Here is a 23187-nt window from a genome sequence, read left to right as displayed (position 1 = left end):
ACAACAAATGTCTGGGCTATTCTTTTTATGAGTGTATTTAAATTCGAATTTTCGTCAAAAGCCAAAATATTTGTTGGCATTATGGTAAGAAATATCCTCCACCATTTTTCCCAGCCACGGAATATCGTTCGGCAGCTCGCCGTTTTCTACGTCCTGGCCGATAAGGTTGCAGAGAATTCGGCGGAAATATTCGTGGCGCGGGTACGAAAGGAAGCTGCGCGAATCGGTGAGCATTCCTACGAAACGGCTCAACAGGCCCATATTCGATAGCGCATTCATCTGCCGCTCCATCCCATCCTTCTGGTCGAGGAACCACCAGCCCGAGCCGAACTGCATTTTACCGGCCACGCTGCCGTCGTTATAATTACCGATCATCGTCGCGATCACCTCGTTGTCCGACGGGTTGAGGTTATACAAAATCGTTTTCGCCAGCTGGTCCGTCGAATCCAGTTTGTTCAGGAATTTCGAGAGCGCCTGCGCCTGGCTGTAATCGCCGATGGAATCCCAGCCGGTATCGGGGCCCAGCTCGCGGAGCATCCGCGCATTGTTGTTACGCAGCGCACCGAGGTGGAACTGCTGCGTCCAGCCCTTTGCGTGGTCCAGTTTCGCCAGATCATACAGCAGCACCGATTTGAACGCCAATGCCTGCCCGGCCGAAGGTTTTTCGCCTCTCAATGCCGCCGCAAATGCCTCGCGCGCCGCCGCTTCGTCAAATTCCGAATAAATATGCTCCAAACCATGATCAGACAATCGCCCGCCCATCGACGCGAAAAAGTCGTGGCGGTTCTGCATGGCAGCCAGCAATGCTTCATAGCTCGTAATCTCGCCGATACCCGCCGCCTTCGCCAGTTTAGACAAATATTGCTTAAAATCTTCCGGCGAATCGATCAGCAGCATGGCTTTATCGGGCCTGAATGTCGGCAGCACGCGGATATTGAAACCGCTGTCACTGATCTCGCTATGGTAATTCAGCGCGTCCGTTGGATCATCGGTAGTGCAAATTACCTTTACATTCATCCGGTTCAGCAGGCTTTTCACCGAGTAATCGGGTTGGCGCAGCTTAGCCGAGCATTCGTCGTAAATTTCCCTTGCCGTATCTTTATTTAAGAGAATGTCAATATCGAAATAGCGCAACAGTTCCAGGTGCGTCCAGTGGTAGAGCGGGTTACGCATCGTGTATGGTACGGTTGCGGCCCATTGCTCAAATTTCTCCCAGTCGCTCGCGTCGCCGGTACAGTATCTTTCATGGATACCGTTCGAGCGCATGGCGCGCCATTTGTAGTGGTCGCCATACAGCCATATCTGCGTCAGGTTCTCAAACTGCCTGTCCTCCGCGATCTGATCGGGCGGCAGGTGGCAGTGGTAATCGATGATCGGCATTTCCTTCGCATAATCATGATAAAGGATGCGCGCAGTTTCCGAACGGAGGAGGAAGTCTTCGGAAATGAAGGTTTTTTGTACGGCTGTGCTAATCGTTTCCATTCTTTCTTGTCTTACAATCACAAACTTCTTTCTATCCCGTATTCGAGCCCACGCAATTCCGCGAGCCCGCGCAGGCGGCCAATAGCCGTATAACCGGGGTTGGTCCGCTTCGTGGCCGACAGGTCGTCGAGCATACGGTGGCCATGATCAGGACGGAAAGGCATTCTCAAATCGGTTCTACCTTCATTTTCCCGCCTTTTCTGCTCGGTTATCAAAGCTTTCATGACGCCGTACATATCCACGTCCCCATCCAGGTGATCGGCCTCGAAAAAGCTGCCGTCGTGCTCGCGCTTGGTGGCGCGCAGGTGGATGAAATGGATGCGGGTTCCTAGCCTCTCTGCCATTCCGGCGAGATCGTTATCCGGCCTTACGCCGTAGGATCCTGTGCAAAAACAGATGCCGTTGGCCTGGTTATCGTAGGCTTTCAAAAGCATTTCCGCATCGTTTTCCGTGCTCACCACACGCGGCAGGCCCAGGATCGGATACGGAGGATCGTCCGGGTGGATCGCCAGCCTGATACCCACTTCTTCGGCCACCGGCCCGATGGCCTGGATAAACTGGTACAAATGCGTACGCAGTTCAAGGTCGCCGATATGCTCGTAGGTCTTTAAAACCTTCCTGAATTCTTCCACGGTAAAGCTTTCCTCGGAACCCGGCAGACCTGCGATGATATTGCGGACGAGTTTTTCCTTCTCTTGCTCCGACGCCATTTCGAGCCAGATTTTGGCAGCGCGTTTTTGTTCGTCGGTATACAGCTCGCCAGCCTCCGGCCTTTCTAAAAGATAAAGATCGAATGCCGCGAACTGCGTCGCGTCGAACCGCAGCCCGGTGGAACCATCCTTCATCGGCGCGTCCAGATCGGTGCGCGTCCAGTCGAGAATGGGCATGAAATTGTAGCAAACGGTATCGATACCGCATTGCCCCAGGTTTCGGAGCGACTGCTGATAATTGCGTATATGGCTTTCAAAATCGCCGGTCCGCGTTTTAATCGACTCGTGCACGGGTACGCTTTCCACGACCGACCATGTAAGGCCTGCGTCTTCGATCAACTGTTTACGCGCCTGAATTTCTGATACTTCCCAAACTTGCCCATTGGGAATGTGATGTAATGCGGTGACGATTCCGGTTGCCCCGGCCTGCCGGATATCCTGCAACGAAACAGGATCGTTAGGTCCGAACCAACGCCAGGTTTGTTCTAATGCCATTTGATAATGCCTTGCGGCGCGATAAGCTGTAAGCTGTAAGCATTAGGCGCCGGTTATTATTTTTATAATTAGTTCAGTTATGGTTTGTCGCAAACTTAAAGCATACAGCTTACAGCCTAATGCTTATAGCTTACAGCCCCTAAGCTACCAGCCGATGCTCCGGCACGCGCTCGCGCAGGACTTTTAATGCCCGGCTCATTTGGGTTTCCACCGTTTTAACCGAGATTTCGAGGCGTTCCGCAATGTCACGGTAACGCAGGCCCTCCTCGCGGCTGAGACGGAAAATGAGCTGGCACTGGCGCGGCAATGCCTGGATGCAATCTTCTATATGCGAATAAAATTCGTTGTACGACAACTCCTCCGCCGGTGAAAAGTGGTCGGCGTGGCTCATGTTCCACTGCACCGATTCCAGCGAATCGCGCTCATTCTGACGATGGATGCGCAATTTCAGGTAGTCGAGCGCCTGGTTGCGCACAGCCCTGTAAATGTAAGCCTGAAAGGAAGTATGCACTTCAATCTGCTCACGATTTTTCCAAAGTTTCACAAATACATCGGATACCACTTCCTCCGCGATCTCCCGCGTTACCACCACGCGCATCGCATAATTGCAAAGCGACCGGTAATGACGTGTGAACAACTCGCGGAAGGCATTATAATCACCGTTAGTCACCACTCTGCCAAACAGGGCTTCCAGAATGCTTTTCTGGGAACAGGCCGATGGTAATGCACTGGTAAGTGAGTTTGTCTCCATGTAAACTGAGCTAGGTTAATTATAGAAAATTTCCTGGAATTGTAGTGGTATTTAGCCCCTTGTATTCGTCGATGATTTACCTAGTTTACACACTCGCTCGTTGATACACAAAAATAAATCTTGAAAAAAAGCAATAAATTTACGCAACCGTTCCCGGAACCGTTCCCGTTCCCGCAATTTTTCCCGGAACTTTGTGCGCTATTCGCCGGTTTGCGCAACAATTGACCGCCGGTGTATTTCAGGGAATTTTAAGCAGGATTGTACTATTTCTATATAACCCTATGAAGAAGGTTTCTATCACCATCAAAGAGATTGCCAGGCAGCTCGGCATTTCCAAATCTACCGTGTCGCGGGCACTGCGCGACAGCAGTGAAATCAGTGAAGAAACCAAACAGAAGGTGATAGACCTCGCCGAGCAGCTCAACTATTACCCTAACCCGATCGCGATCAGCCTGCTTAAAAACCGCACGCAGACGATCGGCGTCATTGTGCCGGACATTGCCAACCGTTTTTACTCTTCGGCCATCGGCGGCGTCGAGGACATTGCGTACAGCCGCGGCTACCATACGATGATCTATCAGAGCCACGAGCTGCTCGAACGCGAGCGCTCCGCCACCCGGCACATTGCCTCCCGGCGTGTGGATGGCCTGGTAGTAGCCATTTCGAGCCAGTCGGAGAATATCGACCACTTCGCCTCATTGCAGGAGCAGGGCATTCCCGTCGTGTTTTTCGATCGCGTGAGCGACGCCATGCACACGCACAAGGTGCGCGTGGACGACTACAAGGGCGCCTTCGACGCCACGGAACATTTGATCAAGCGGGGTTGCCGGCGCATTGCGCATATTGCAGGCCCGAAACCGGTATCCATTACGCGGTTCCGCCTGGAAGGATATAAGGATGCATTGCGGAAATACGGGATCGATTTCCAGGAAGAATGGGTACTCCACAGCGAAATTACCCAGGCGGGCGGCACCGAGCGTACCTACCAGCTCATGGCGCTGCGCGAACGCCCCGATGCCATTTTCGGCGCCAGCGACCGCATTACCATGGGTATTCACTGGGCGCTGCGGCAACTCGGCTACAATATGCCGGAAGACGTGGCCGTGGTCGGCTTTTGCGACATCGCGATGTCGTCCCTTCTCGATCCTCCCGTGAGCTCCGTCACGCAGCCGTCGTTCGAGATGGGCCAGCAGGCTACTTCGCTTTTGCTGGATTTGATCGAAAGCAAAAATACCCCGGCCGAATTCGAGACCAGGGTATTGCAATCCAATTTGGTAATTAACAAGTCTTCTATGCGCTGAGCGTCAGGCGCTGAGCATCAGCCGGTAATCGCTTTCAGTTTTCTTTCGAATTCGATCAGGATGCGCTCTTTCATCTGAACTTTGCGTTTCTGGATGTTGATACGCCCTGCGGCTTGCTTGTCTATTTCAGGGTCACCGGTAGCGGTGCGGTCAAATTCCAGCTGGGCAAATTCCAGGTCGCTTTTCTCGCGTTTGGTAAGCCATTCGAGCTCGCGGTATTTGGTACGCAGCTGCTCTTCGGGGCTTTTCAGGTCGAAAGCCGGGTATTTCCGGCTGATCACGCGCGCCAGGTAGCTCAACTCGAAAATTTTGTCGCAAATCATCCGGAACCGTTCGGACAGCTCTTTGTCGGCCAGCTTGAACGGGATTTTGATCTCCTTCCATTTGCTGAGCAACGCTTTCGCTTCCTGCGATGCTTCGATAATGTCCGGCGATTTCAGCAAAGCTTCGGCCTGGGCCAGCAATTTTTGCTGCTCGAGCACGCGTGGGTCAACCCGTACTTTCGGTTCGATGCCCTTCGCTGCATTGTATTTGTCATAGAACAGTTTCAGGAAGTGACGGTACGCCTTGTTCACTTTGAAGAAGCGCTTCGGCGGAACCTCTCCGATATTGTTCCATGCATTGCGGACATCCCTTGCTTTCGCATAAGCCTCATCCAGATCTTTCGCATAACTAAGCGTTTTCGTGATCTTGATTAGCTTTTCGTATTCCTCAATACGGTGCTGGTTCAATTTGTTTTGCTCGTCGAAATAATCGCGACGGCGCTGGAAGAAGTCGTCCAGGATTTGCTGGAAAGTCGTTTCGATTTCTTCCTGGTATTCTTTGTCAACCGGCCCGGTACGAATCCATTTGGCTTTGATTTCCTGAATCTGGTCCGTAGCTGCGGCGTAATCGGTAACAGCGGCGGCAACTTTCACATCCTCGATCAGCGCGCGTTTAATTTCAAGGTTTTTCAGCTGGTTGACCTCGATCAGGCCTTTGAGATATTCCTCTTTCCCTTCCAGCCTGTTCAGCAGGGGAACGAAATCGCCCAATGCGTCAAAACCTTTCAATTTGCGCTGCAACTGGATCAGCTTGGTCAGATAGGAGCCCTTGTTAAGTGCTTCATCTATTTCACGTTCCAGCTGTTCTACTTTGTTCAGGACAATGTTAAAACGATTCTTGAAATAGTCAATCGCTTCCTGCTCAGTCCTTTTTACTTCTCCAATTTGCCGGTCGGGGAAATCCAGATACCCCTTTAAAAATACTTTGCTGTCCTTAACGTAGCCGTATTCATCATTCAATGTGGCATTTTCCATTCTTTCAATTTTTTTTATCTGCTAAGTGTAGGGATATATAACGATATTTGTTACGCACAAATTAAACAAAAAATGAGTAACGAAACCATTATTTTCTCAATGTCGGGGGTTAACAAAATCATTCCCCCCAACAGACATATTATTAAAAACATCTATTTATCCTTTTTCTATGGTGCTAAAATCGGCGTACTCGGTCTGAACGGCTCTGGTAAGTCGACGCTCCTCCGCGTCATCGCAGGCATCGACAAGGATATTCAGGGTGAGGTGGTTTTCTCTCCGGGCTACTCCGTGGGAATGCTCGAACAGGAACCTAAACTCGATCCTACCAAGACCGTCAGAGAGGTCGTAGAAGAAGGTGTACAAGAAATCGTGAACCTACTGAAAGAATTCGACGAAATCAATGAGGCTTTCGGTGCGGAAGACGCGGATTTCGACAAATTGCTCGAAAGACAAGGCGAAGTGCAGGAAAAACTCGACGCAGCGGATGCCTGGAATCTCGACAACCGCCTCGAAATTGCCATGGACGCGCTCCGTACCCCGCCTTCCGACGCATTGATATCAACACTTTCGGGTGGTGAAAAGCGCAGGGTCGCGTTGTGCCGCCTCCTGCTACGCCAGCCCGACGTGCTCCTGCTCGACGAACCTACCAACCACCTCGATGCCGAATCGGTACTTTGGCTCGAAGAACATTTGAGACAATATAAGGGAACCGTCATTGCCGTTACGCACGACCGCTACTTCCTCGACAACGTGGCCGGCTGGATTCTCGAACTCGACCGCGGAGAAGGTATTCCGTGGAAAGGCAACTATACGTCCTGGCTGGAACAAAAGCAGGAACGCCTGAAAAAAGAAGAAAAAACCGAATCCAAACGCCAGAAAACACTGCAGCGCGAGCTCGAATGGGTTCGTCTGGCACCGAAAGCGCGACAGGCCAAATCCAAAGCGAGGTTGGGTGCTTACGAGAAACTGCTCAGCGAGGAAGGCCGCGAGAAGGAAGAAAAACTGGAAATCTTCATCCCGTCGGGCCCGCGGCTCGGTAACAAGGTCATCGAGGCGCACGATGTGTCGATGGCTTTCGGGGACCGGTTGCTCTATGAAAACCTCAATTTCGCATTGCCTCCGAATGGCATTGTAGGCATTATCGGACCGAACGGTGCCGGTAAAACGACGCTTTTCAAACTCATTACCGGCCAGCTGAAACCGTTGGGCGGGCATTTCGAGGTCGGCGAAACCGTGCAGCTCGCCTACGTGGACCAGGAGCACGACAACCTCGATCCTGCCAAAACCGTTTACCAAAGCATCTCCGACGGCAACGACTGGGTTATGCTCGGCGGCAAGCAGGCGAATGCGCGTGCCTATGTGAGCCGGTTCAATTTCGGCGGCGGCGACCAGGAGAAAAAGGTCGGAACGCTGTCGGGTGGAGAACGTAACCGCGTGCATCTGGCCATGACATTGAAGGAAGGTGGTAACCTGCTCCTGCTCGATGAACCGACCAACGACCTTGACGTTAACACGCTCCGCGCATTGGAAGAAGGCCTCGAAAACTTCGCAGGCTGCGCGGTGATCATTTCCCACGACCGCTGGTTCCTCGACCGCGTCGCGACGCACATTCTGGCGTTTGAAGGCGATTCGCAGGTGTACTGGTTCGAGGGTAATTTCTCCGAATACGAAGAAAACCGACGCAAACGGCTCGGCGGCGACGCAACGCCCAAGCGTATCAAATACAAGAAGCTGGCATAGTTTCAATTAGCTATTGCAGGATCGGGCGCTCACCATACCAGGTGGGCGCTTTTTTTGTGACCGATTGTAGAATTTATTAACTAATTCGCTTGCATTGTAGTTTTAAAATTCTACCTTTCTATCAAATTCATACCATCCTTTATCAAGTATTCATTACAAAAAACCTTAGACTGAGGGCCATTAAGGCCGAAAATTAGAATTCCTCTTCTACCCAATCCCTATCCACATCCATAAATCGTCAAGCACTGCTTCATCAATGCAGCGACTCGACAGTAAACAAATTTCTATAATCATTATAGAACAAATTCGTGCTATATAATAGATTTTGAGAATTCCATAACCGCCCACTGAACCATAAGTATATGTATTCCAAACGTCTGTCGCCGTCGACCGTTCACTCACGTTTAGTAACCATCGCATTCTTCCTTTCCCTGCTGATTTGCCGGCCGGACGCCTCGCTGGCCCAGCGGGAATTGATCCTCAACACAACCGGCTACGGCTTCGACCGGACGGCACCCAACGGCATCAATACGGAACAATGGGCCTACATCCTGAAATTTGCCAATTTAAAATACAACGGAAAAGACGCCAGCCCGACGGCGATACGACTCCACGTACAATGGGAACATTACGAGCCGACATTAGGCAACTACCAGCGCCAGAAAATCGCGCAAGCGGTAAAAGCCATCCTGGACATTAACCCCAATATGAAGGTAGCACTGCACTTTTCCTACCTACGGCCGGGCTACTGGAACGACAGCTTCCTCTCCACCGTGGACGTAGCGCAGCTCTCGACCGGCGCCCTGATGCGCGACAACATTGCCCATACCTACCCGTCGGTGTTCTCGGAATATGCCACGGGGCGCTTCCTGGCATTCGTGGACGATGCATTGGCACAGGTACAGAACTATTCGTCACGGATTTTGTACGTGGCAATGGGCAACAATGGCTCGGAAGAGTTTTATATGCCCAACAAGAATGTCAATTCGGTCAATTATGCGGGTATGTTTGAAGGCAAGGCGTTGCAGGCCTGGCGCACGAAGTTTCTGCCCGCACGGTTTCCGGGGCAGACCAATGCTACCTGGGGCCGCAGCTCCTACCCGATCGCCACCGCACCGCAGCCGACCGATGGTAATTATAATTCCGAAATGGGCCGCGACCTGCACCGTTTTGCAGGATGGGGTTTGCTGAAACTTTTCAAAGGGTTTTACGAAACGGTCAAAAACCGCAACTCCTCTATTAAAGTCCTCCACTTCGTCTCCGACTTCGGATCGGTGCAGGGTAATAACTGGCACTTGCACAGCAGCACGCTGCTGCTCGCACTGGAATTGTCGGACGGCATTTACCATACCGACGGGACCAATCAGTGGGACCTTTGGAAGAAAATCATGGGGATAGACGTCATCAAAGGCACTTATCCCAACAAAATCGCCGGCGTGGAATTCGACCCGATCGACCTCGCCCAGCCCGACGGCGGATCGGGTATCAACGGCGGCATTCCCTACGAATGGTTTCCCCGCGCCTACAAGCATGGTGCCGATTACGTACACATTGCCATGCATTACAACGACATTGAAATGGCCCAGCTAGCGCCCACGCTCGCGTTATGCCGCGAGCAGTATGTGAAGCCTTCCTACCAGCCGCCGGCACGCGCAGAGGCGTCGACCATCAACATATTCCCGAATGTATTCACCGGCAACTTCCTCTTCGACGAATGGAACCGCATCGGCGGCCAGAACTTCGGGCAAACCGACCTGCAACCGAAATCTATCAGAATGACGGATACCGGCTATTGGGAAAACATCTGGGACGGCGGCAACTACCTGCCGTGCTCGTTTTCGGTGAATGTAAATACTTCGGAACCCAAGCCGGTCGTAGGCGCGACGGTCACCCTGAGCATCAACTGCTCCGGGCCGGAATGTAATACGGCCAATTACGTATGGAGCGGCGAGGGCGCCAACAACCGCACCGGCACGTCCGTTACATTCGCCGCGCCCAGCACGCCGGGCAACTACAACTATTCCGCCAAATCGACGCGCAGCGGCTGCGGTGCCAAGAGTACATCGCTCGTACTGCCCGTGGCGCGTGCATTACCGGTGAAGCTTATCGCATTCAATGCAGTCAAAGAAGGCCAGGAGGCACGGCTCACCTGGTCGACCTCGGAGGAAGTAAATAGCGAGAAATTCGATGTGGAAAGGAGCGCGGATGGTAAAAGATGGATTAAAATAGGGTCCGTCGCGGCCGCAGGCGATGTTTTGAACACGGTCACCCGCTATTCGTTCGACGATACCAATCCGCTCACGGGAGAGAACCTTTACCGTCTTAAAATGGTGGACCGCGACGAGACATTTACGTACAGCCGCATTGTCAGCCTCCATTTCAAGACTTCGGTCACGGCTACCATTTACCCAAACCCGACGGTGGATAAGGTGACGATCTCCGCAAAAAGCTGGGACAATGTAAAAGCGGTGACAATTATCAACCAGGCCGGGCAGGTGGTGTATAAATCAGAAAAACCACAGCGGGAAATCGACGTGCACGCACTGGCGGCGGGCTCCTACATTATCGGCCTGGTCCATGCCGACGGCGCGCAGGAAAATGTAAAATTCGTCAAGGATGCAGGGAAATAGGTATCGGGCAGGAGTTGCCCGAATATCAATTTTGGCTAACTTTCGAACGGAATCAGTTTTTTAGCATTGTCAATGAGTCAAACTTCGTCTTTACATAAAATACATTTCATATCGATCGGTGGCAGCGTGATGCACAATCTGGCCATTGAACTACATTTAAAGGGATATCTCGTCACGGGATCGGACGACGAGATCTACGAACCGTCATCGAGCCGCCTGGCGCAGTACGACCTGCTGCCGCCGGTTACGGGCTGGTTTCCCGAAAAGATCACGGCCGATCTGGACGCGGTGATACTTGGCATGCACGCCCGGCAGGACAATCCCGAACTCGCGAAAGCGAAAGAGCTGGGCATTAAGGTATATTCCTATCCCGAATACATTTTCGAGCAAAGCCAGAGCAAGCAACGCGTGGTAATCGCCGGCAGCCACGGCAAAACGACGATTACTTCCATGGTGCTCCATGTTTTGAAATACAATAACAGGAATTTCAACTACCTGGTGGGTGCGCAGATCGAGGGCTTCGACAACATGGTAAAGCTCTCGGAAAACGCCCCTCTGATCGTGATCGAAGGAGACGAGTATTTCACCTCTCCGCTTGATCCTACCCCGAAATTCATCCATTACCAGCCGCATATTGCACTGATCAGCGGCATTGCCTGGGATCATTTCAATGTATTCCCAACCTGGGAATCGTATGTGAAGCAGTTTGAACTGCTGGCGGATTCGTTACCGAAAGCAGGTGCCATCATATTTGACGAAACGGACGACATGCTCGACGTAATCGGCCAGAAAGGCCGTCCCGACGTCGCCAGCATTTCCTATAATGTACATCCGCACCGCATCGAGGACAACCAAACCGTGCTCATTACCGCCGAACAGGGCGAAGTGCCGGTACTCGTTTTCGGAAGCCACAACATGAAAAACATCAGCGGCGCGCGCGAGGTTTGCGAGCGCCTGGGCGTGACGGACGAGCAGTTCTACCAGGCCATTGCCACATTTAAAGGCGCTTCCAAACGGCTGGAATTGCTCGGCAGCAATGATTCGGTGAAAATTTACCGCGATTTTGCCCACGCGCCGTCCAAAGTGGAAGCCACGACGAACGCCTTGAAAGAGCAGTTTCCGGAGCGCTCGCTCGTAGCCGTCGCCGAACTGCACACATTCAGCAGCCTGAATAAAGGATTTTTGTCGCAATACCGGCGCAAAATGAAAGCCGCGGATGTGGCGGTCGTATATTACAATCCGCTCACGCTGGAACACAAGCGGTTGGAGAGCCTTTCGGAAGAAGAAATCCGCACGGCATTCAAGCGCGATGATTTGAAAATTTTCACCGATTCGGCCGAGCTGGAAGCTTTCCTGCGCTCGCTGACGTGGAAAGACGCCAATCTGCTGCTGATGAGCTCAGGTACATTCGGCGATATCGACTTGAAAAAACTGGCCCAGGACGTGTTGGCTTGAACACGTCCGGCCCAAATAGCAAATCCCATGCAATCCATCGTTGTTTACTGCGGCTCGAACCCGGGAAAGAAGACATTGTACGCCGAAGCCGCCTATGCGCTCGGTGCGGAACTCGCCAAACGGCATATCAAACTCATCTACGGCGGGGGCAATATGGGCTTGATGGGCCGTGTAGCCGACGGCGCCATGGACAATGCCGGGTTTGTAACGGGCATTATCCCCAACTTCCTGGCAAAACTGGAAGTGGCGCACAAGACATTGTCTGAGCTGCATTTTGTAGACACGATGCACGAGCGTAAGGCCAAAATGGTGTCGCTGTCCGACGGTGTTGTCGCATTGCCGGGCGGCTACGGCACTTTCGACGAGCTTTTTGAGATCCTGACATGGGCGCAGCTCCGCATTTTCCACGGACCGGTGGGGTTGTTGAACGTAAACGGATTTTACGATTTGCTGCTTCTGCAACTCGATAAAATGGTGGAAGAAGGCTTTTTACGGCCCGATAACCGCCGGCTGCTGGTCGTTGCCGCAGACCCCGCAACGCTCCTGGAAAAAATGGAAGCCTACCGTTTGGAAAATGCGGAAAATAAGCCGCTGGACGGGTCGTTGTATGTAGATAAAAACTAGCCATCCTGCTGAACAATGCGTGCTTTCTGCCTATTAGCTTTTACGGTCGCTACTTCCTTCTGTGCCCACGCTCAGCTGGAAAACCTCGGGAAATCGGTTAACACTGAATATAACGAGATCAGCCCGATCATCTCCCCCGATGGTAAAACGATCTATTTTTCCCGGGTAAGCCACCCGCAGAACACACATGGCCCGAAAGGCAGCCAGGATATCTGGTTTTCGGAGTTGAAAAGCGATAAATGGACGCCCGCCAGAAGGCTTCCCTCGCCGCTCAATAAGGAGGACTACAATAGTCTTTACAGCATTACGCCTGATGGCAACACCCTGTTAATCAAGGGTTCGTATAAAAATGGAACCTACGAAACAAGGGGTTTTTCCACCAGTAAAAAAACAGCGAGAGGCTGGTCGGCCCCCAACAAGCTCGACATTCCCGGTTATACCAAACTGAGCAAAGGCCAGTTCGACTGCGGGTATTTGTCCAATGACGGCAAGACGCTGGTCATGTCGTTCAGCGAGAAGAAAAACAGCAAAGTGGACGATTTGTACGTCAGCTTTAAACAAAAAGACGGCACCTGGACCAAGCCATTGAACCTCGGCCCGGAGATCAATACCGGCGATTTCACCGAAACAACGCCATTCCTCGCACCCGACGGCGTGACACTCTATTTTTCGAGCGACCGCAAGGGCGGGCAAGGCAGCAACGACATCTATTACAGCAAGCGCATCGACAAATCCTGGAAAAGATGGAGCCGGCCCGTCAACCTCGGCCCGGCCATCAATACCGACGGCTATGATGCCTATTATACCATCTCCGCATTAGGCGACTTCGCCTATATGGTTTCTTTCAAAGACACCGAGGGCAAGGGCGACATCGTACGCTATAATTTGCAGCCAAAACCGTCTCCGGCCGATTCAACGGCAGAAACGCCGATAGCCGCCGTTCCGCCGGCCGATCCGGTAGTGATGATCAGCGGCAAGGTGATCGATTCCAAAACCGGCAAGCCCGTCGAAGCGACCATTATTTACGAAGACCTGGCAACCGGCGAGGAAGTAGGGACCGCCACAACCAACCCCACCACCGGTGAATACAAACTGGTGCTACCTTACGGCCAGAAATACGCCATGCGTGCCGTAGCGCCCAATTTCATTGCCGAAGGCGAAAATATAGACCTCACCGACTCGACCGGAAACGGTAAGGAGAAAGGCTTCAAGGAAATTGCCAACAAATCCCTGAAACTCATCCCAATCGAAGAGGGCCAGATCGTGCGTTTGAACAACATTTTCTTCGCCACCGGAAAGGCCACGCTGCGCGACGAATCGTTTCCGGAGCTGAACCGCATTGCCATTTCTATGGATGAGAACAAAACCCTTTCCATTGAGCTCGGCGGGCACACCGACAACACCGGTAGCGCGGAATTCAACATCGATCTTTCACAGAAACGGGCCGACGCCGTTCGCGAATACCTGATCGGCAAAGGCATCGAACCCGACCGCATTGCCAGCAAGGGTTACGGTGAAACAAAGCCCGTGGCTAAAAACGACACGCCCGAAGGCCAGCAGCAAAACCGCCGCGTGGAATTCAAGATATTGAAGAAATAGGCTCCACCGAAGCGTTGATCCGCCGGCGCTTTTCGGTTTTCAAACCGAATAATACCCGCAACACATTACTCCGCCTGATCGCGAAATGGTACAGGCCGAGACAGATCACGAATGTGGCCACGCAGAGGTAAATGAATTTTACGAGCCAATGCGCGGAAGCATGGATAATCGGGTATGCCAGGCAAATGATCACGGTCTGATGCAAAATGTAAAAGGGGTACACCGCTTCATTGGCATATTTCAGAAACGGGTTGCTGAATTGCAAATAAGTATATGCATAGCCGAAGATCGATAGCAGTATACACCACGCATTCAACGTTTTGATCGTATCGTAGACGAACCATTCCGTCGCATTCATATCCCGCTCCACCGTCCAGTAGAATGCATACAGCGCGATCGTCAGCGTGATCCAGATGCCCAGCGACAGCCGGCGGTACTTTTGGAGTGTATCCCAAAAGCGCGTTTGCGTACACAGCACGAAGCCCGTTACGAACAATGTGAGATCGTGAAAATGCTCGTTCCAGTCGCGTACCAGGTTGTGTGTCGTAGGAAAATGCTCCGCAAGCAATGTGCTGCCACTCACATGCCACAGCACCGGCACGGCGATAAGCGTCCAGGGATTGGAAAAGAATACGGCTATACGTGCCGTGAGAAGGGTATTTCGACGCAAAAAAAGCAAGAGCGGAAGCGCCAGCAACGAATAGCAGAAAATATACACCAGGTACCACAAATGGTGCCAGCTGAAACTGCCCTGTGGGTAGGGGACGAATTGAAATACGGTTTTATAAAATTCCCCGTATCCATATGTGTGCCCTTGCGTGAGCCTTTCGAAAAAGATCTGCGGCGGCACAATCACGAACATCCCGAAAACAAGCGGTATGAAAATGCGGACCATGCGCTCTTGCAAAAAAGCTGCCGGTCCGCGGCTACCCAATGCGAAATACACGCCGGCTCCGGAAATCATGAACAGCAGCGACATCCGCCACTGGCTGCTGAACCGCATCGGCCATTCGACGGCCTGTGTGATGACGTTGTTTTTGATATGCCAGTCCCAATGGTTGAAGAACATGCCCACGTGGAAAAAGATGAGGATACCGAACGCGATGACGCGGAGCCAGTCGAGGTCGTAACGGCGGGAAATGGGTGATGTGGAATGTAATCGGCCGGATGTTGTTTCCATGACAAATAGTTTTGAGTGATACCCAAAACTAGGCCCTGGAATAGCGTCAAAACGACCGTTCTGATCCGTTCGAAGTTCTTCCCGATAAGTCAGTACTTCTGATTGACGCTTTTTTTACGGTATTCTGAGGGTGTCGAACCGGCAATTTTGCGAAAAGCGGTATTGAACGCCGACTTCGAGTTGTACCCGACCATCTGCCCGATCTCTTCGATTTTAATGTAGGCATTGCGCTCGTCGCCCAGCAGCCGCTGCGCTTCCTGAATGCGGTATGCGCCCAGGAAGTCGAAGAAGCTTTGTTTCAATTCTTCGTTCAGGATCTGGGACAGGTGGTGCGTGGAAACGCCCAGCCGTCTGGCGAGCAACGGCAATGAAAATCCGGGATCGAGAAACGGCTTTTCCGAAACCATCAGCGCTTGCAGTTTCCCCAGCGTCGCCGACTGTATTTCGGGTGTCAGCGACGACTTTTCATATTTCCGCACGGCTTTTTCACCCGATTCATGGAAAAACAATGACCTGCGCAACACCGCGAAACTGGTGAGGTAGATGATGAGGGCAATGAATGCGGCGATAATGTGATCGCCCAGGTCGTGCCGGAAACTGATCCGCACGATAAAGAATACCAGCACCAGGAAAGCCAATTGCAGGAAAAAGTCCCGGAACCATGTGAGCGAATTCTTTTCTCCCGTGAAAAAGGAAATGCCGCGCTTTTTGAATGCATTTTTCAGGAAAACAACGCTTGCCACCTGGTAGATCACCATGCTGATGAATGTGAGGTCGTTGATATGCCATTTGGTAAAAAACATCCATGCGCTTCCGTAGGCGGTGCCTGCAAGGCGCTGCATTTCCGGATGGAAGGAGCCGATATTGGCATTGTACTTGAATGCGAAGCCTTGCGGGTACACGAGCGCGCACATGTACAGGAAGTATACGATCGCGGGGAGGAAATGCAGCCAGCTCCGCTTTCCCGGTTGCTGGTTTACGCCGGCCTTAATGTATAAAAATGTCGCCGGGGCAATGAGCAGGTTCAGCGGCTCACTGAAATCGACCAGCCAAATCAGCCGGAACATGTAATTGGTGTATCCGAGCCACACATCGCCGATGATGAGCACCATCGACAGGATAATGATGCCCAGCAGTAAATTGGATTGCCGGTTACTCCCTTTGGCGTGCGAAAAGAATACGTAAGACAATATCAGCCCTTGCACACAGCCCAGGAGAATGAATAGGGAAAAGAGGTCAGCACGAATGGGAGGTGAAGCGGGGATCATGGTAGCATGGCTCGGATTTCAAATATACGAAATCCCGCATGTAACCCGGAAGGCCACATTGCGACGTCAGTAAAGTACGATCAGGAAAATGAACACCACCAGCCAGAGTGCGCCGGTGAAATGCCAGTAGCGGGTGAAAAGTTTGATCCGGAGCCGGTTCGGCGGATTGACGCTGTACACGAACGAATCGACGTAACTGCTGTTTTTAACGGCTTTTCTGAACAAGTAACTCAGGTACAGCACCCCGCCGATCATATGGAGAAGGTGTAGGCCGGTAAGGAGGTAAATGAACCCTTCGGAAGTATTAACCCCGCTGAAAACACCGGAATTGACCATCTCCATCCAGCCGCCCGCTTGCAGCAGAATGAATATGAACCCGAGCAGCAAAGTAGCCCCGAGAAATACCCGGTAATGTAGGAAGCGCTCGTTGGTGAATGCCAGATTGGCTTCGTGCAGCGTGATACTGCTGAAAAGGATAACCAGCGTGCTCAGCCAGAACATGTCGGGCAATGCTACCAGGTGCCCGGTTTCGTGATGTGCGCGCAGGAGAAAAATAACAAAGATCGATGTAAAGAGCACGGAGCTACCGGCAACGCCCAACCATAGCATAAAGCCAAGCGGCTCACGGCGTTTGGTGAACGGGTTTTCGGTTTGCTTAGTTGTGTGCTTCGGACTCATCTCCCAATCTTTGATTTCTAACAAAGCGCAATTCAAGGTGAATATAACGACTAATTTACACCTTAATACACATCATAATGGTTAATTTTATTTAAGAATACCCTGCCACAAGCGAAAATCCGGGAAATGCGGTTTGGCATTCAGCTCGCCTTCAAAAATCCCGAAAAGCGTCGATCCCGACCCGCTCATCGCCGCATATTCCGCTCCCAGCGAATACAGCTTTTCTTTTGTTTCTGCTAAGAGAGGATATTTTGCAAAAAGCGTTGCTTCAAAATCATTCTTCACATGACCTTTCCATTCAGAGATCGGCTGGCTAAGTATAGTACGTAAATCTTCCGCACTTCGTTTCGCGACTACGCCGGAATATGCTTCGACAGTCGAAATATGAATGCCGGGGTTCACGAGCACGATCCATTTGCCTGAAATGCTGATATCGATCGTGTCAAACTGATCGCCTTTTTCGAAGCAGTACACGGGTTTATTCCGGATAAAAAAAGCGCAGTCACTGCCGATCCGGCGGGCATATTGTTCCTGCTCATCCACGGAAATGCCGAGGTCAAAGAGCTGGTTCAATGCCTTGATCGTGAAAGCAGCATCCGCCGAACCGCCTCCGAGCCCGGCACCGATAGGTACCGTTTTCAGCAAATGTATTTTGACAGGCGACAGGTGATAATCCTTCGCCAGCATTTCATAGGCCCTGATGCAGAGGTTATCCGACGCGTTTCCAGGGATCGAGATGCCGTCTGCGTGAAAGGAAAATGTCTCTGCCAGTGTAACTTCCAATGCATCCGACCAGCCTACGGGATAGAAACATGATTCGATGTTATGGAAACCATCCGGGCGTTTCTCAACAATATTTAAACCGATATTGATCTTGGCGTTGGGGAATAGAAGCATTGTTACGGGATTTGCGGGTGCAAATATCAGCAATTTGCCCTTTGATCAGACATTTTTACCGACTGATAAATGATGATTTTGGCGGCGCAAATGCACCAGATATTCCGTCGCCGATTGTTTATATTTGAATATGACAAAAGCAGCCGCAACCATGGACATGGAAAGCATCATCCATTCACCATCCAAAAAGATCAAGCTTACGAGCACCCCATTTGTGTATGAGATTGATCTCACCGGAGAAGATTTCGGTATGAAAGAACTCTATATCCTCTGCCAGAACAATCCCGATCTGCGGATTGAGAAGGACATTCATAACACACTAACCATCATGACGCCTACCTTCACAAAAACCGGCTTAATCAACAGCGAGCTGGTGGTGCAACTTGGCATTTGGAATAAAGCATCCGGCCTAGGTTATGTTTTCGACTCCAGCACGGGTTACGAACCAATGCCCGGCACATTGTATTCTCCGGACGCCAGCTGGATTCAAAAGCACCGGTGGAATGCATTGTCGGAAGCTGACAAAATGAGTTTTGCGCCTATCTGTCCTGATTTTGTAATTGAGTTGAGGTCTAAATCCGATCGTCTCAAAAAGCTGCAAAGAAAAATGCAGGACTGGATTCTTCTGGGCGTGCAGCTCGCATGGCTGGTAGATCCATTTAAAGAAGAGTTTCGCATCTTTGCGCCGGGACAGGCTGAAATTACCCTTCCACTCCGCTCTGTGGTTTCGGGCGGCGATGTACTTCCGGGATTTACACTGGATCTGCGCGAATTGCAATAGTTATTGTTCCCAGCGCCACTCCTGGCCGATGATCAATTCTTCTTTCAATCCCTGAGAAATCAGAAATTCCTTTGTTTTCTGATCGGTCAGCTTCTTCACGGCGATCGATTCCGCATTGGACAATGCATACAGGTACATAGAGGCAATGCGTACCGTATTTTCCAGCTGTTCTTTGTTTACGAGGCTGAAATCGTCGCAATCTGCGTGGTAGCATTGCAATACGCCTGGGTCCAGATGCCCGGATAGTCCAGCGATGGGAATACCTTCAAGCATGAACGGCTGATGATCGCTGTGCAGACCGGCACGGTTCGCCGTTTCATTTTTGTACTCGCTATCCACGGAATGTATGGCCTGCCCGATAGTGGCAAAGAATTCACCCATTTCGTCGCGACCAAAGGTATTTGCACCTTTCGGATCGTTGGTCATATCGAGGTTCATCATGTATGAAACCTTGTCGATACCACCCGACTTTTTCAACTCATTCACAAAATGCTTCGAGCCCAGCAAGCCTTGTTCCTCTCCCATGAAGAGGATAAACTGCACGGTGCGCTCCGGCTTTATTTTCAGTGCCTTAAATGCCCGCGCCACGTCCATTACTGCAAACGAACCGATTCCATTGTCGATCGCCCCGGTAGCCAGGTCCCAGGAATCGAGGTGGCCGCCGATGATCACTTTCTCGTCCGATTTGCCTTTCAGCGTCGCGATCACATTCCGCGCCCGGATGGGTTTCGAAATGTTATGCATATCAATATGCGCCTCGAGTGGTCCTTCCTCTTTCATCCATTTACGGATTTCAAAACCGCTTTCATTGGATATACAAACCGCCGGGATGGAAATAATAGCGCCTGTGACCGACGCCGTACCGGTCAGCAAAATCTTACCCGGTGCGCCATTGACCATGATCACACCTTTGGCTCCATACTTGATCGCCAATGCGGTTTTTTCAGACCGGTGCAGGTTCTTTTTGCCAGTTACACCCACGAGGTTGATATTGGCGAGAACTACTTTACCTTTAACCTTATCTTTCAAGGCGACAAAATCCTCTTCCAGCCCGTTGCCTACATCGACGATTTCACCTTGCAAATTGGCTTCCACCGGCGAATGCGCGAGGGAAACTACCGGAACATCGCGGAAATTATCACTGCTACCGGGTGCTATGGATAATGTAACGGTATCCCGCATCCAGGCCTCTACTTCAAAGGGTTGGTATACTACATCCGTAAAACCATAGCTTTTTAACAGTTTGAAGGCGTACTCTTCGGCTTTTTCTCCATTCACACTTCCCGTGAGCCGGTGGCCGATAGACTTGGTAGCATCCCCCAGCGTTGTGTATGCTTTGCTATTCTCCCTCACTTCGCGATCGATGCGCGAGAAATGTTTCTCCCACCGCTTGTCGGCAGGGCGAAATTCCGAGAACAACAAAACCAACCCACCAATGAGAACGACTTGTACAACTTTCTTCATAATTCCCGATAAAGGATGTCCGCAACTTGAATTTTCTCTCAAATATCGCATAGATAATTGAGCTCTCGCAAGATAAACACAAAGGAGACTCCAAAATCCGCCCTTAAGTTTCATCTTTTGACCAATATACTGAATTTCAAGACCGATTTTTCCTCATGCCAATCGAGAACGTGTCGTCTCTAAATTTAAGTGTAAAAATTACACTTAATACATTTCTTTTCTTAGTGTAATTTGAACATTTTTGTATTTTTTAGCACTTATATTTAAACATCGAAGCTCTTTACGTCAAAATAATCATATTCCGCAATGTATTTCCTTGGATTCGATTTGGGCAGTTCGTCCGTTAAAGCTTGTTTAATTCATGCAGATACCGGGGCAGTTGCCGCCTCCGCATTCTATCCCGAAAGAGAAATGACCATTGCTGCCCCCAAACCCGGCTTTGCTGAACAGCAGCCGCAAATGTGGTGGGAAAATGCATGTCTGGCTTCTCAGGCTGTCATCAAAAAGGCAAATGTTTCCTCCGATGAGGTCGCCGCCATCGGTATATCATATCAAATGCACGGGCTTGTCGTGGTCGATGAGCACCTGAATGTCCTTCGTCCATCCATTATCTGGTGCGACAGCCGTGCCGTGGAAGTCGGTAACCAGGCAATGGAAGCATTAGGCGAGGAATACGTATTACCGCATTTGCTCAATTCGCCGGGCAATTTCACCGCATCGAAACTGGGCTGGGTGAAGCAGAACGAACCGGAAGTTTTTGCCAAAGTCCACAAATTCATGCTCCCGGGCGACTACCTGGCCGCGCGCATGACGGGCGAGGTCGTGACCACGCCATCCGGCTTGTCGGAAGGCATTTTCTGGGACTTCGTCAACCAGCGTCCGGCAGATTTCCTGTTCGACCATTTCGGTTTCAGTCATGAAATCCTGCCTACCGTGCTCCCTACCTTCGCGGAACAAGGACGCGTAATCGCCGCAGCTGCCGCCGAACTCGGGCTTCGTGCGGGAATACCTGTCACCTACCGTGCCGGTGATCAGCCGAATAATGCATTTTCGCTCAACGTACTCGAACCGGGCGAAGTGGCCGCTACGGCAGGCACTTCCGGCGTTGTATACGGTGTCAGCGATCAGATCAAATTCGACCCGAAATCGCGGGTGAACACATTTCTGCACGTCAACCCGGTGAGTTCCGCTTCCCGCTACGGCGTGCTCCTGTGTGTAAACGGAACCGGAAGCCTCAATGGCTGGCTCCGCAATGCATTATTCCAGGGTAGTATTTCCTATCCCGAAATGAATGCCCTCGCCGCGCAGGCTCCTGTTGGCTCGGATGGCTTGTTCTGTCTGCCGTTTGGGAATGGTGCCGAGCGGATGCTCGAAAACCAGGATCCTGGCAACACGTTCAAAGGACTCCAATTCAGCCGCCACGGCATCAGCCATTTCACACGCGCAGCGCAGGAAGGCATTGTTTTCGCGTTGTACTACGGCATGGAAATCATGGAAACCGTTGGCGTTTCACTGAAAAACATCCGCGCGGGCGAGGCCAATATGTTCCTCAGCCCTGTTTTCCGGGACACTTTCGCCAATGTGTCCGGCGCTACCGTTGAACTGTACAATACCGACGGCGCCCAGGGTGCAGCCCGCGCAGCAGGTTTTGGACTTGGCCACTACAACAGCCGTGACGAGGCATTTGTGGGTCTCACCGCATTGCGCACGATCGAGCCGGATCAGCAGCTGGCAGAAGCTACAAAAGATGCTTATGCCAACTGGAAAGCAGCACTTGAAAAGAGCCTTTCGTAACCTTCCGTAGTTCCGAAAAAATAGTATCCATCAAAGTGGCCTCGTTTCTTCCGGACCGAGGCCACTTTTATTCCTGCCCGACCGCCTCTTGTTTCCTGGCGATTTCCTCCACTTTATAAGCCGTCACCTCTGTTTTCCTGACCGTCTTATTGTCTTTGTTGATATACTGCCGGTATGACAGCCGCCCTTCAATCGACACCATCTTGCCCGTCGTGAGGAGAGTTTCGCAGCGCTCCGCCAACTCACGCCAGACGACGATTTGGTGCCAGACGGTGTTCTTCACTTCCTCGTTGTGTTTGTTTGTATAACCTTCGTCTGTCGCCAGGGAAAAGGTCAGCATTTTACCGCTTTCAAATTCCCGCATATTGATTTCGCGTCCCACGTTTCCAATCAGTTTTACCGAATTCATAATCTTGCTGTTTAAGTGATGGACAATTGTTTCAACGCCGCACCGGACTTGATCGGAGCGACCATGCAAAAGTGTGGTGGCGGGCAAAAATTAATCGGTTGGCAAGCGTTTATAGTCGGATGTAAGCGTTTGTAGTCGTTTGCAAACGGATAAACTAGGTCGCGGACAGGGCTGATGAATTTTACTATATTGCATTCAAAGTACATCTATGCACACAGACCGGGCTTTTGGAACCGGCGAACAGATAAGCTTATGATAAATTGCCAGGAATGCGGTATGCCCGTTGCAGGCAGGGTCGACAAGAAATTTTGCTGCGATATGTGCCGGAATGCTTTCAATAACCGGCTCAATGCGGATGGCTATAATATGGTACGGAGAATCAACAACACACTCCGCAAAAACCGCCGGATACTGGAAGAGCTTTGCCCGGAGGATAAATGCAAGACCACCAAAAAGGTCTTGTTAGCGAAAGGCTTCGACTTTAACTTCCTGACGAACATCCGCCCTACCCTCAAAGGAAGCGTTTACCACTTCGTTTACGATTACGGCTATCTGGAACTGGACCACGATTTTTATCTGATCGTAAGGGATAAACGATCCGAGAAATAAATATTTTTGCAGGAATTCAAAC

General features: G+C 51.2%; 19 protein-coding genes. 9 read left to right on the top strand and 10 right to left on the bottom strand.

From position 1 onward, the window contains the following. Window positions 1–54: 54 nt before the first annotated feature. The 3 genes from uxaC to H144_RS0107930 form a co-directional block, all read right to left on the bottom strand. The gene (uxaC, locus tag H144_RS0107940; protein WP_019941522.1) at window positions 55–1482 is read right to left on the bottom strand and encodes a glucuronate isomerase; all 1428 of its coding nucleotides are present in this window, start codon (window positions 1480–1482) and stop codon (window positions 55–57) included. A 17-nt stretch (window positions 1483–1499) separates the two neighbouring features. After that, window positions 1500–2687 (bottom strand): mannonate dehydratase, encoded by a 1188-nt coding sequence (gene uxuA / locus H144_RS0107935; protein ID WP_019941521.1) that lies wholly within the window; start codon window positions 2685–2687, stop codon window positions 1500–1502. Between the two features lie 139 nt (window positions 2688–2826). Next, window positions 2827–3438, bottom strand: a complete 612-nt coding sequence (locus H144_RS0107930; RefSeq protein ID WP_019941520.1) for an RNA polymerase sigma-70 factor — start codon at window positions 3436–3438, stop codon at window positions 2827–2829. 281 nt (window positions 3439–3719) lie between these two features. Here H144_RS0107930 and H144_RS0107920 point away from each other — a divergent pair, with 281 nt between their 5' ends. After that, window positions 3720–4739, top strand: coding sequence for a LacI family DNA-binding transcriptional regulator (locus tag H144_RS0107920; protein WP_019941518.1), 1020 nt, complete (start codon window positions 3720–3722; stop codon window positions 4737–4739). Between the two features lie 17 nt (window positions 4740–4756). On the opposite strand, the gene H144_RS0107915 is transcribed toward H144_RS0107920, so the two are convergent. Further along, complete coding sequence (locus H144_RS0107915; protein ID WP_019941517.1) at window positions 4757–6037, bottom strand: DUF349 domain-containing protein; 1281 nt, start codon at window positions 6035–6037, stop codon at window positions 4757–4759. A gap of 72 nt (window positions 6038–6109) precedes the next feature. Here H144_RS0107915 and ettA point away from each other — a divergent pair, with 72 nt between their 5' ends. From ettA to H144_RS0107890, 5 genes are all read left to right on the top strand, one after another. After that, the gene (gene ettA, locus H144_RS0107910) at window positions 6110–7777 is read left to right on the top strand and encodes an energy-dependent translational throttle protein EttA (protein ID WP_019941516.1); all 1668 of its coding nucleotides are present in this window, start codon (window positions 6110–6112) and stop codon (window positions 7775–7777) included. Window positions 7778–8139: 362 nt separating this feature from the next. Then, window positions 8140–10407: a T9SS type A sorting domain-containing protein gene (locus H144_RS0107905; RefSeq protein WP_019941515.1), complete on the top strand. Its 2268-nt coding sequence runs from the start codon at window positions 8140–8142 to the stop codon at window positions 10405–10407. Between the two features lie 72 nt (window positions 10408–10479). Further along, window positions 10480–11862 carry a UDP-N-acetylmuramate--L-alanine ligase gene (locus H144_RS0107900; protein ID WP_033402482.1) on the top strand — a complete coding sequence of 461 codons (1383 nt, stop codon included), beginning with the start codon at window positions 10480–10482 and terminating at the stop codon, window positions 11860–11862. 27 nt (window positions 11863–11889) lie between these two features. After that, window positions 11890–12486, top strand: a complete 597-nt coding sequence (locus tag H144_RS0107895; RefSeq protein ID WP_019941513.1) for an LOG family protein — start codon at window positions 11890–11892, stop codon at window positions 12484–12486. A 15-nt stretch (window positions 12487–12501) separates the two neighbouring features. Then, the gene (locus H144_RS0107890; protein WP_019941512.1) at window positions 12502–14085 is read left to right on the top strand and encodes an OmpA family protein; all 1584 of its coding nucleotides are present in this window, start codon (window positions 12502–12504) and stop codon (window positions 14083–14085) included. Here the strand turns inward: H144_RS0107890 and H144_RS0107885 are convergent. From H144_RS0107885 to ispE, 4 genes are all read right to left on the bottom strand, one after another. After that, a complete protein-coding gene (locus H144_RS0107885; RefSeq protein ID WP_019941511.1) occupies window positions 14066–15265 on the bottom strand; it encodes an acyltransferase family protein in 1200 nt (399 codons plus the stop codon). The two genes, H144_RS0107890 and H144_RS0107885, sit on opposite strands and share 20 nt — an antisense overlap. An 89-nt stretch (window positions 15266–15354) precedes the next feature. After that, entirely contained in the window at window positions 15355–16533 is a 1179-nt protein-coding gene (locus H144_RS0107880; protein WP_084599931.1) for a helix-turn-helix domain-containing protein, read from the bottom strand. 66 nt (window positions 16534–16599) lie between these two features. Beyond that, the gene (locus H144_RS0107875) at window positions 16600–17235 is read right to left on the bottom strand and encodes a cytochrome c oxidase subunit 3 (protein WP_229207863.1); all 636 of its coding nucleotides are present in this window, start codon (window positions 17233–17235) and stop codon (window positions 16600–16602) included. Between the two features lie 63 nt (window positions 17236–17298). Continuing rightward, a complete protein-coding gene (gene ispE / locus H144_RS0107870; protein ID WP_019941508.1) occupies window positions 17299–18108 on the bottom strand; it encodes a 4-(cytidine 5'-diphospho)-2-C-methyl-D-erythritol kinase in 810 nt (269 codons plus the stop codon). Window positions 18109–18238: 130 nt separating this feature from the next. Between ispE and H144_RS0107860 the strand changes: the two genes are divergently transcribed. Further along, window positions 18239–18889: a Uma2 family endonuclease gene (locus H144_RS0107860; RefSeq protein WP_084599930.1), complete on the top strand. Its 651-nt coding sequence runs from the start codon at window positions 18239–18241 to the stop codon at window positions 18887–18889. Here H144_RS0107860 and H144_RS0107855 read toward each other — a convergent pair whose 3' ends face one another. Beyond that, window positions 18890–20353, bottom strand: coding sequence for a M20/M25/M40 family metallo-hydrolase (locus H144_RS0107855; RefSeq protein WP_019941505.1), 1464 nt, complete (start codon window positions 20351–20353; stop codon window positions 18890–18892). 306 nt (window positions 20354–20659) lie between these two features. Between H144_RS0107855 and H144_RS0107850 the strand changes: the two genes are divergently transcribed. After that, on the top strand, window positions 20660–22147 hold the full coding sequence (locus H144_RS0107850; RefSeq protein WP_019941504.1) for a xylulokinase: 1488 nt from the start codon (window positions 20660–20662) through the stop codon (window positions 22145–22147). 67 nt (window positions 22148–22214) lie between these two features. On the opposite strand, the gene H144_RS0107845 is transcribed toward H144_RS0107850, so the two are convergent. After that, window positions 22215–22556 carry a single-stranded DNA-binding protein gene (locus H144_RS0107845; RefSeq protein ID WP_019941503.1) on the bottom strand — a complete coding sequence of 114 codons (342 nt, stop codon included), beginning with the start codon at window positions 22554–22556 and terminating at the stop codon, window positions 22215–22217. A 252-nt stretch (window positions 22557–22808) separates the two neighbouring features. Between H144_RS0107845 and H144_RS0107840 the strand changes: the two genes are divergently transcribed. Then, window positions 22809–23165 carry a hypothetical protein gene (locus tag H144_RS0107840; RefSeq protein WP_019941502.1) on the top strand — a complete coding sequence of 119 codons (357 nt, stop codon included), beginning with the start codon at window positions 22809–22811 and terminating at the stop codon, window positions 23163–23165. The last annotated feature ends 22 nt before the right edge of the window (window positions 23166–23187 follow it).

The sequence above is a fragment of the Dyadobacter beijingensis DSM 21582 genome (genome assembly GCF_000382205.1).
GTDB lineage: Bacteria > Bacteroidota > Bacteroidia > Cytophagales > Spirosomataceae > Dyadobacter > Dyadobacter beijingensis.
This window is presented reverse-complemented; position numbering and strand designations above follow the sequence as displayed.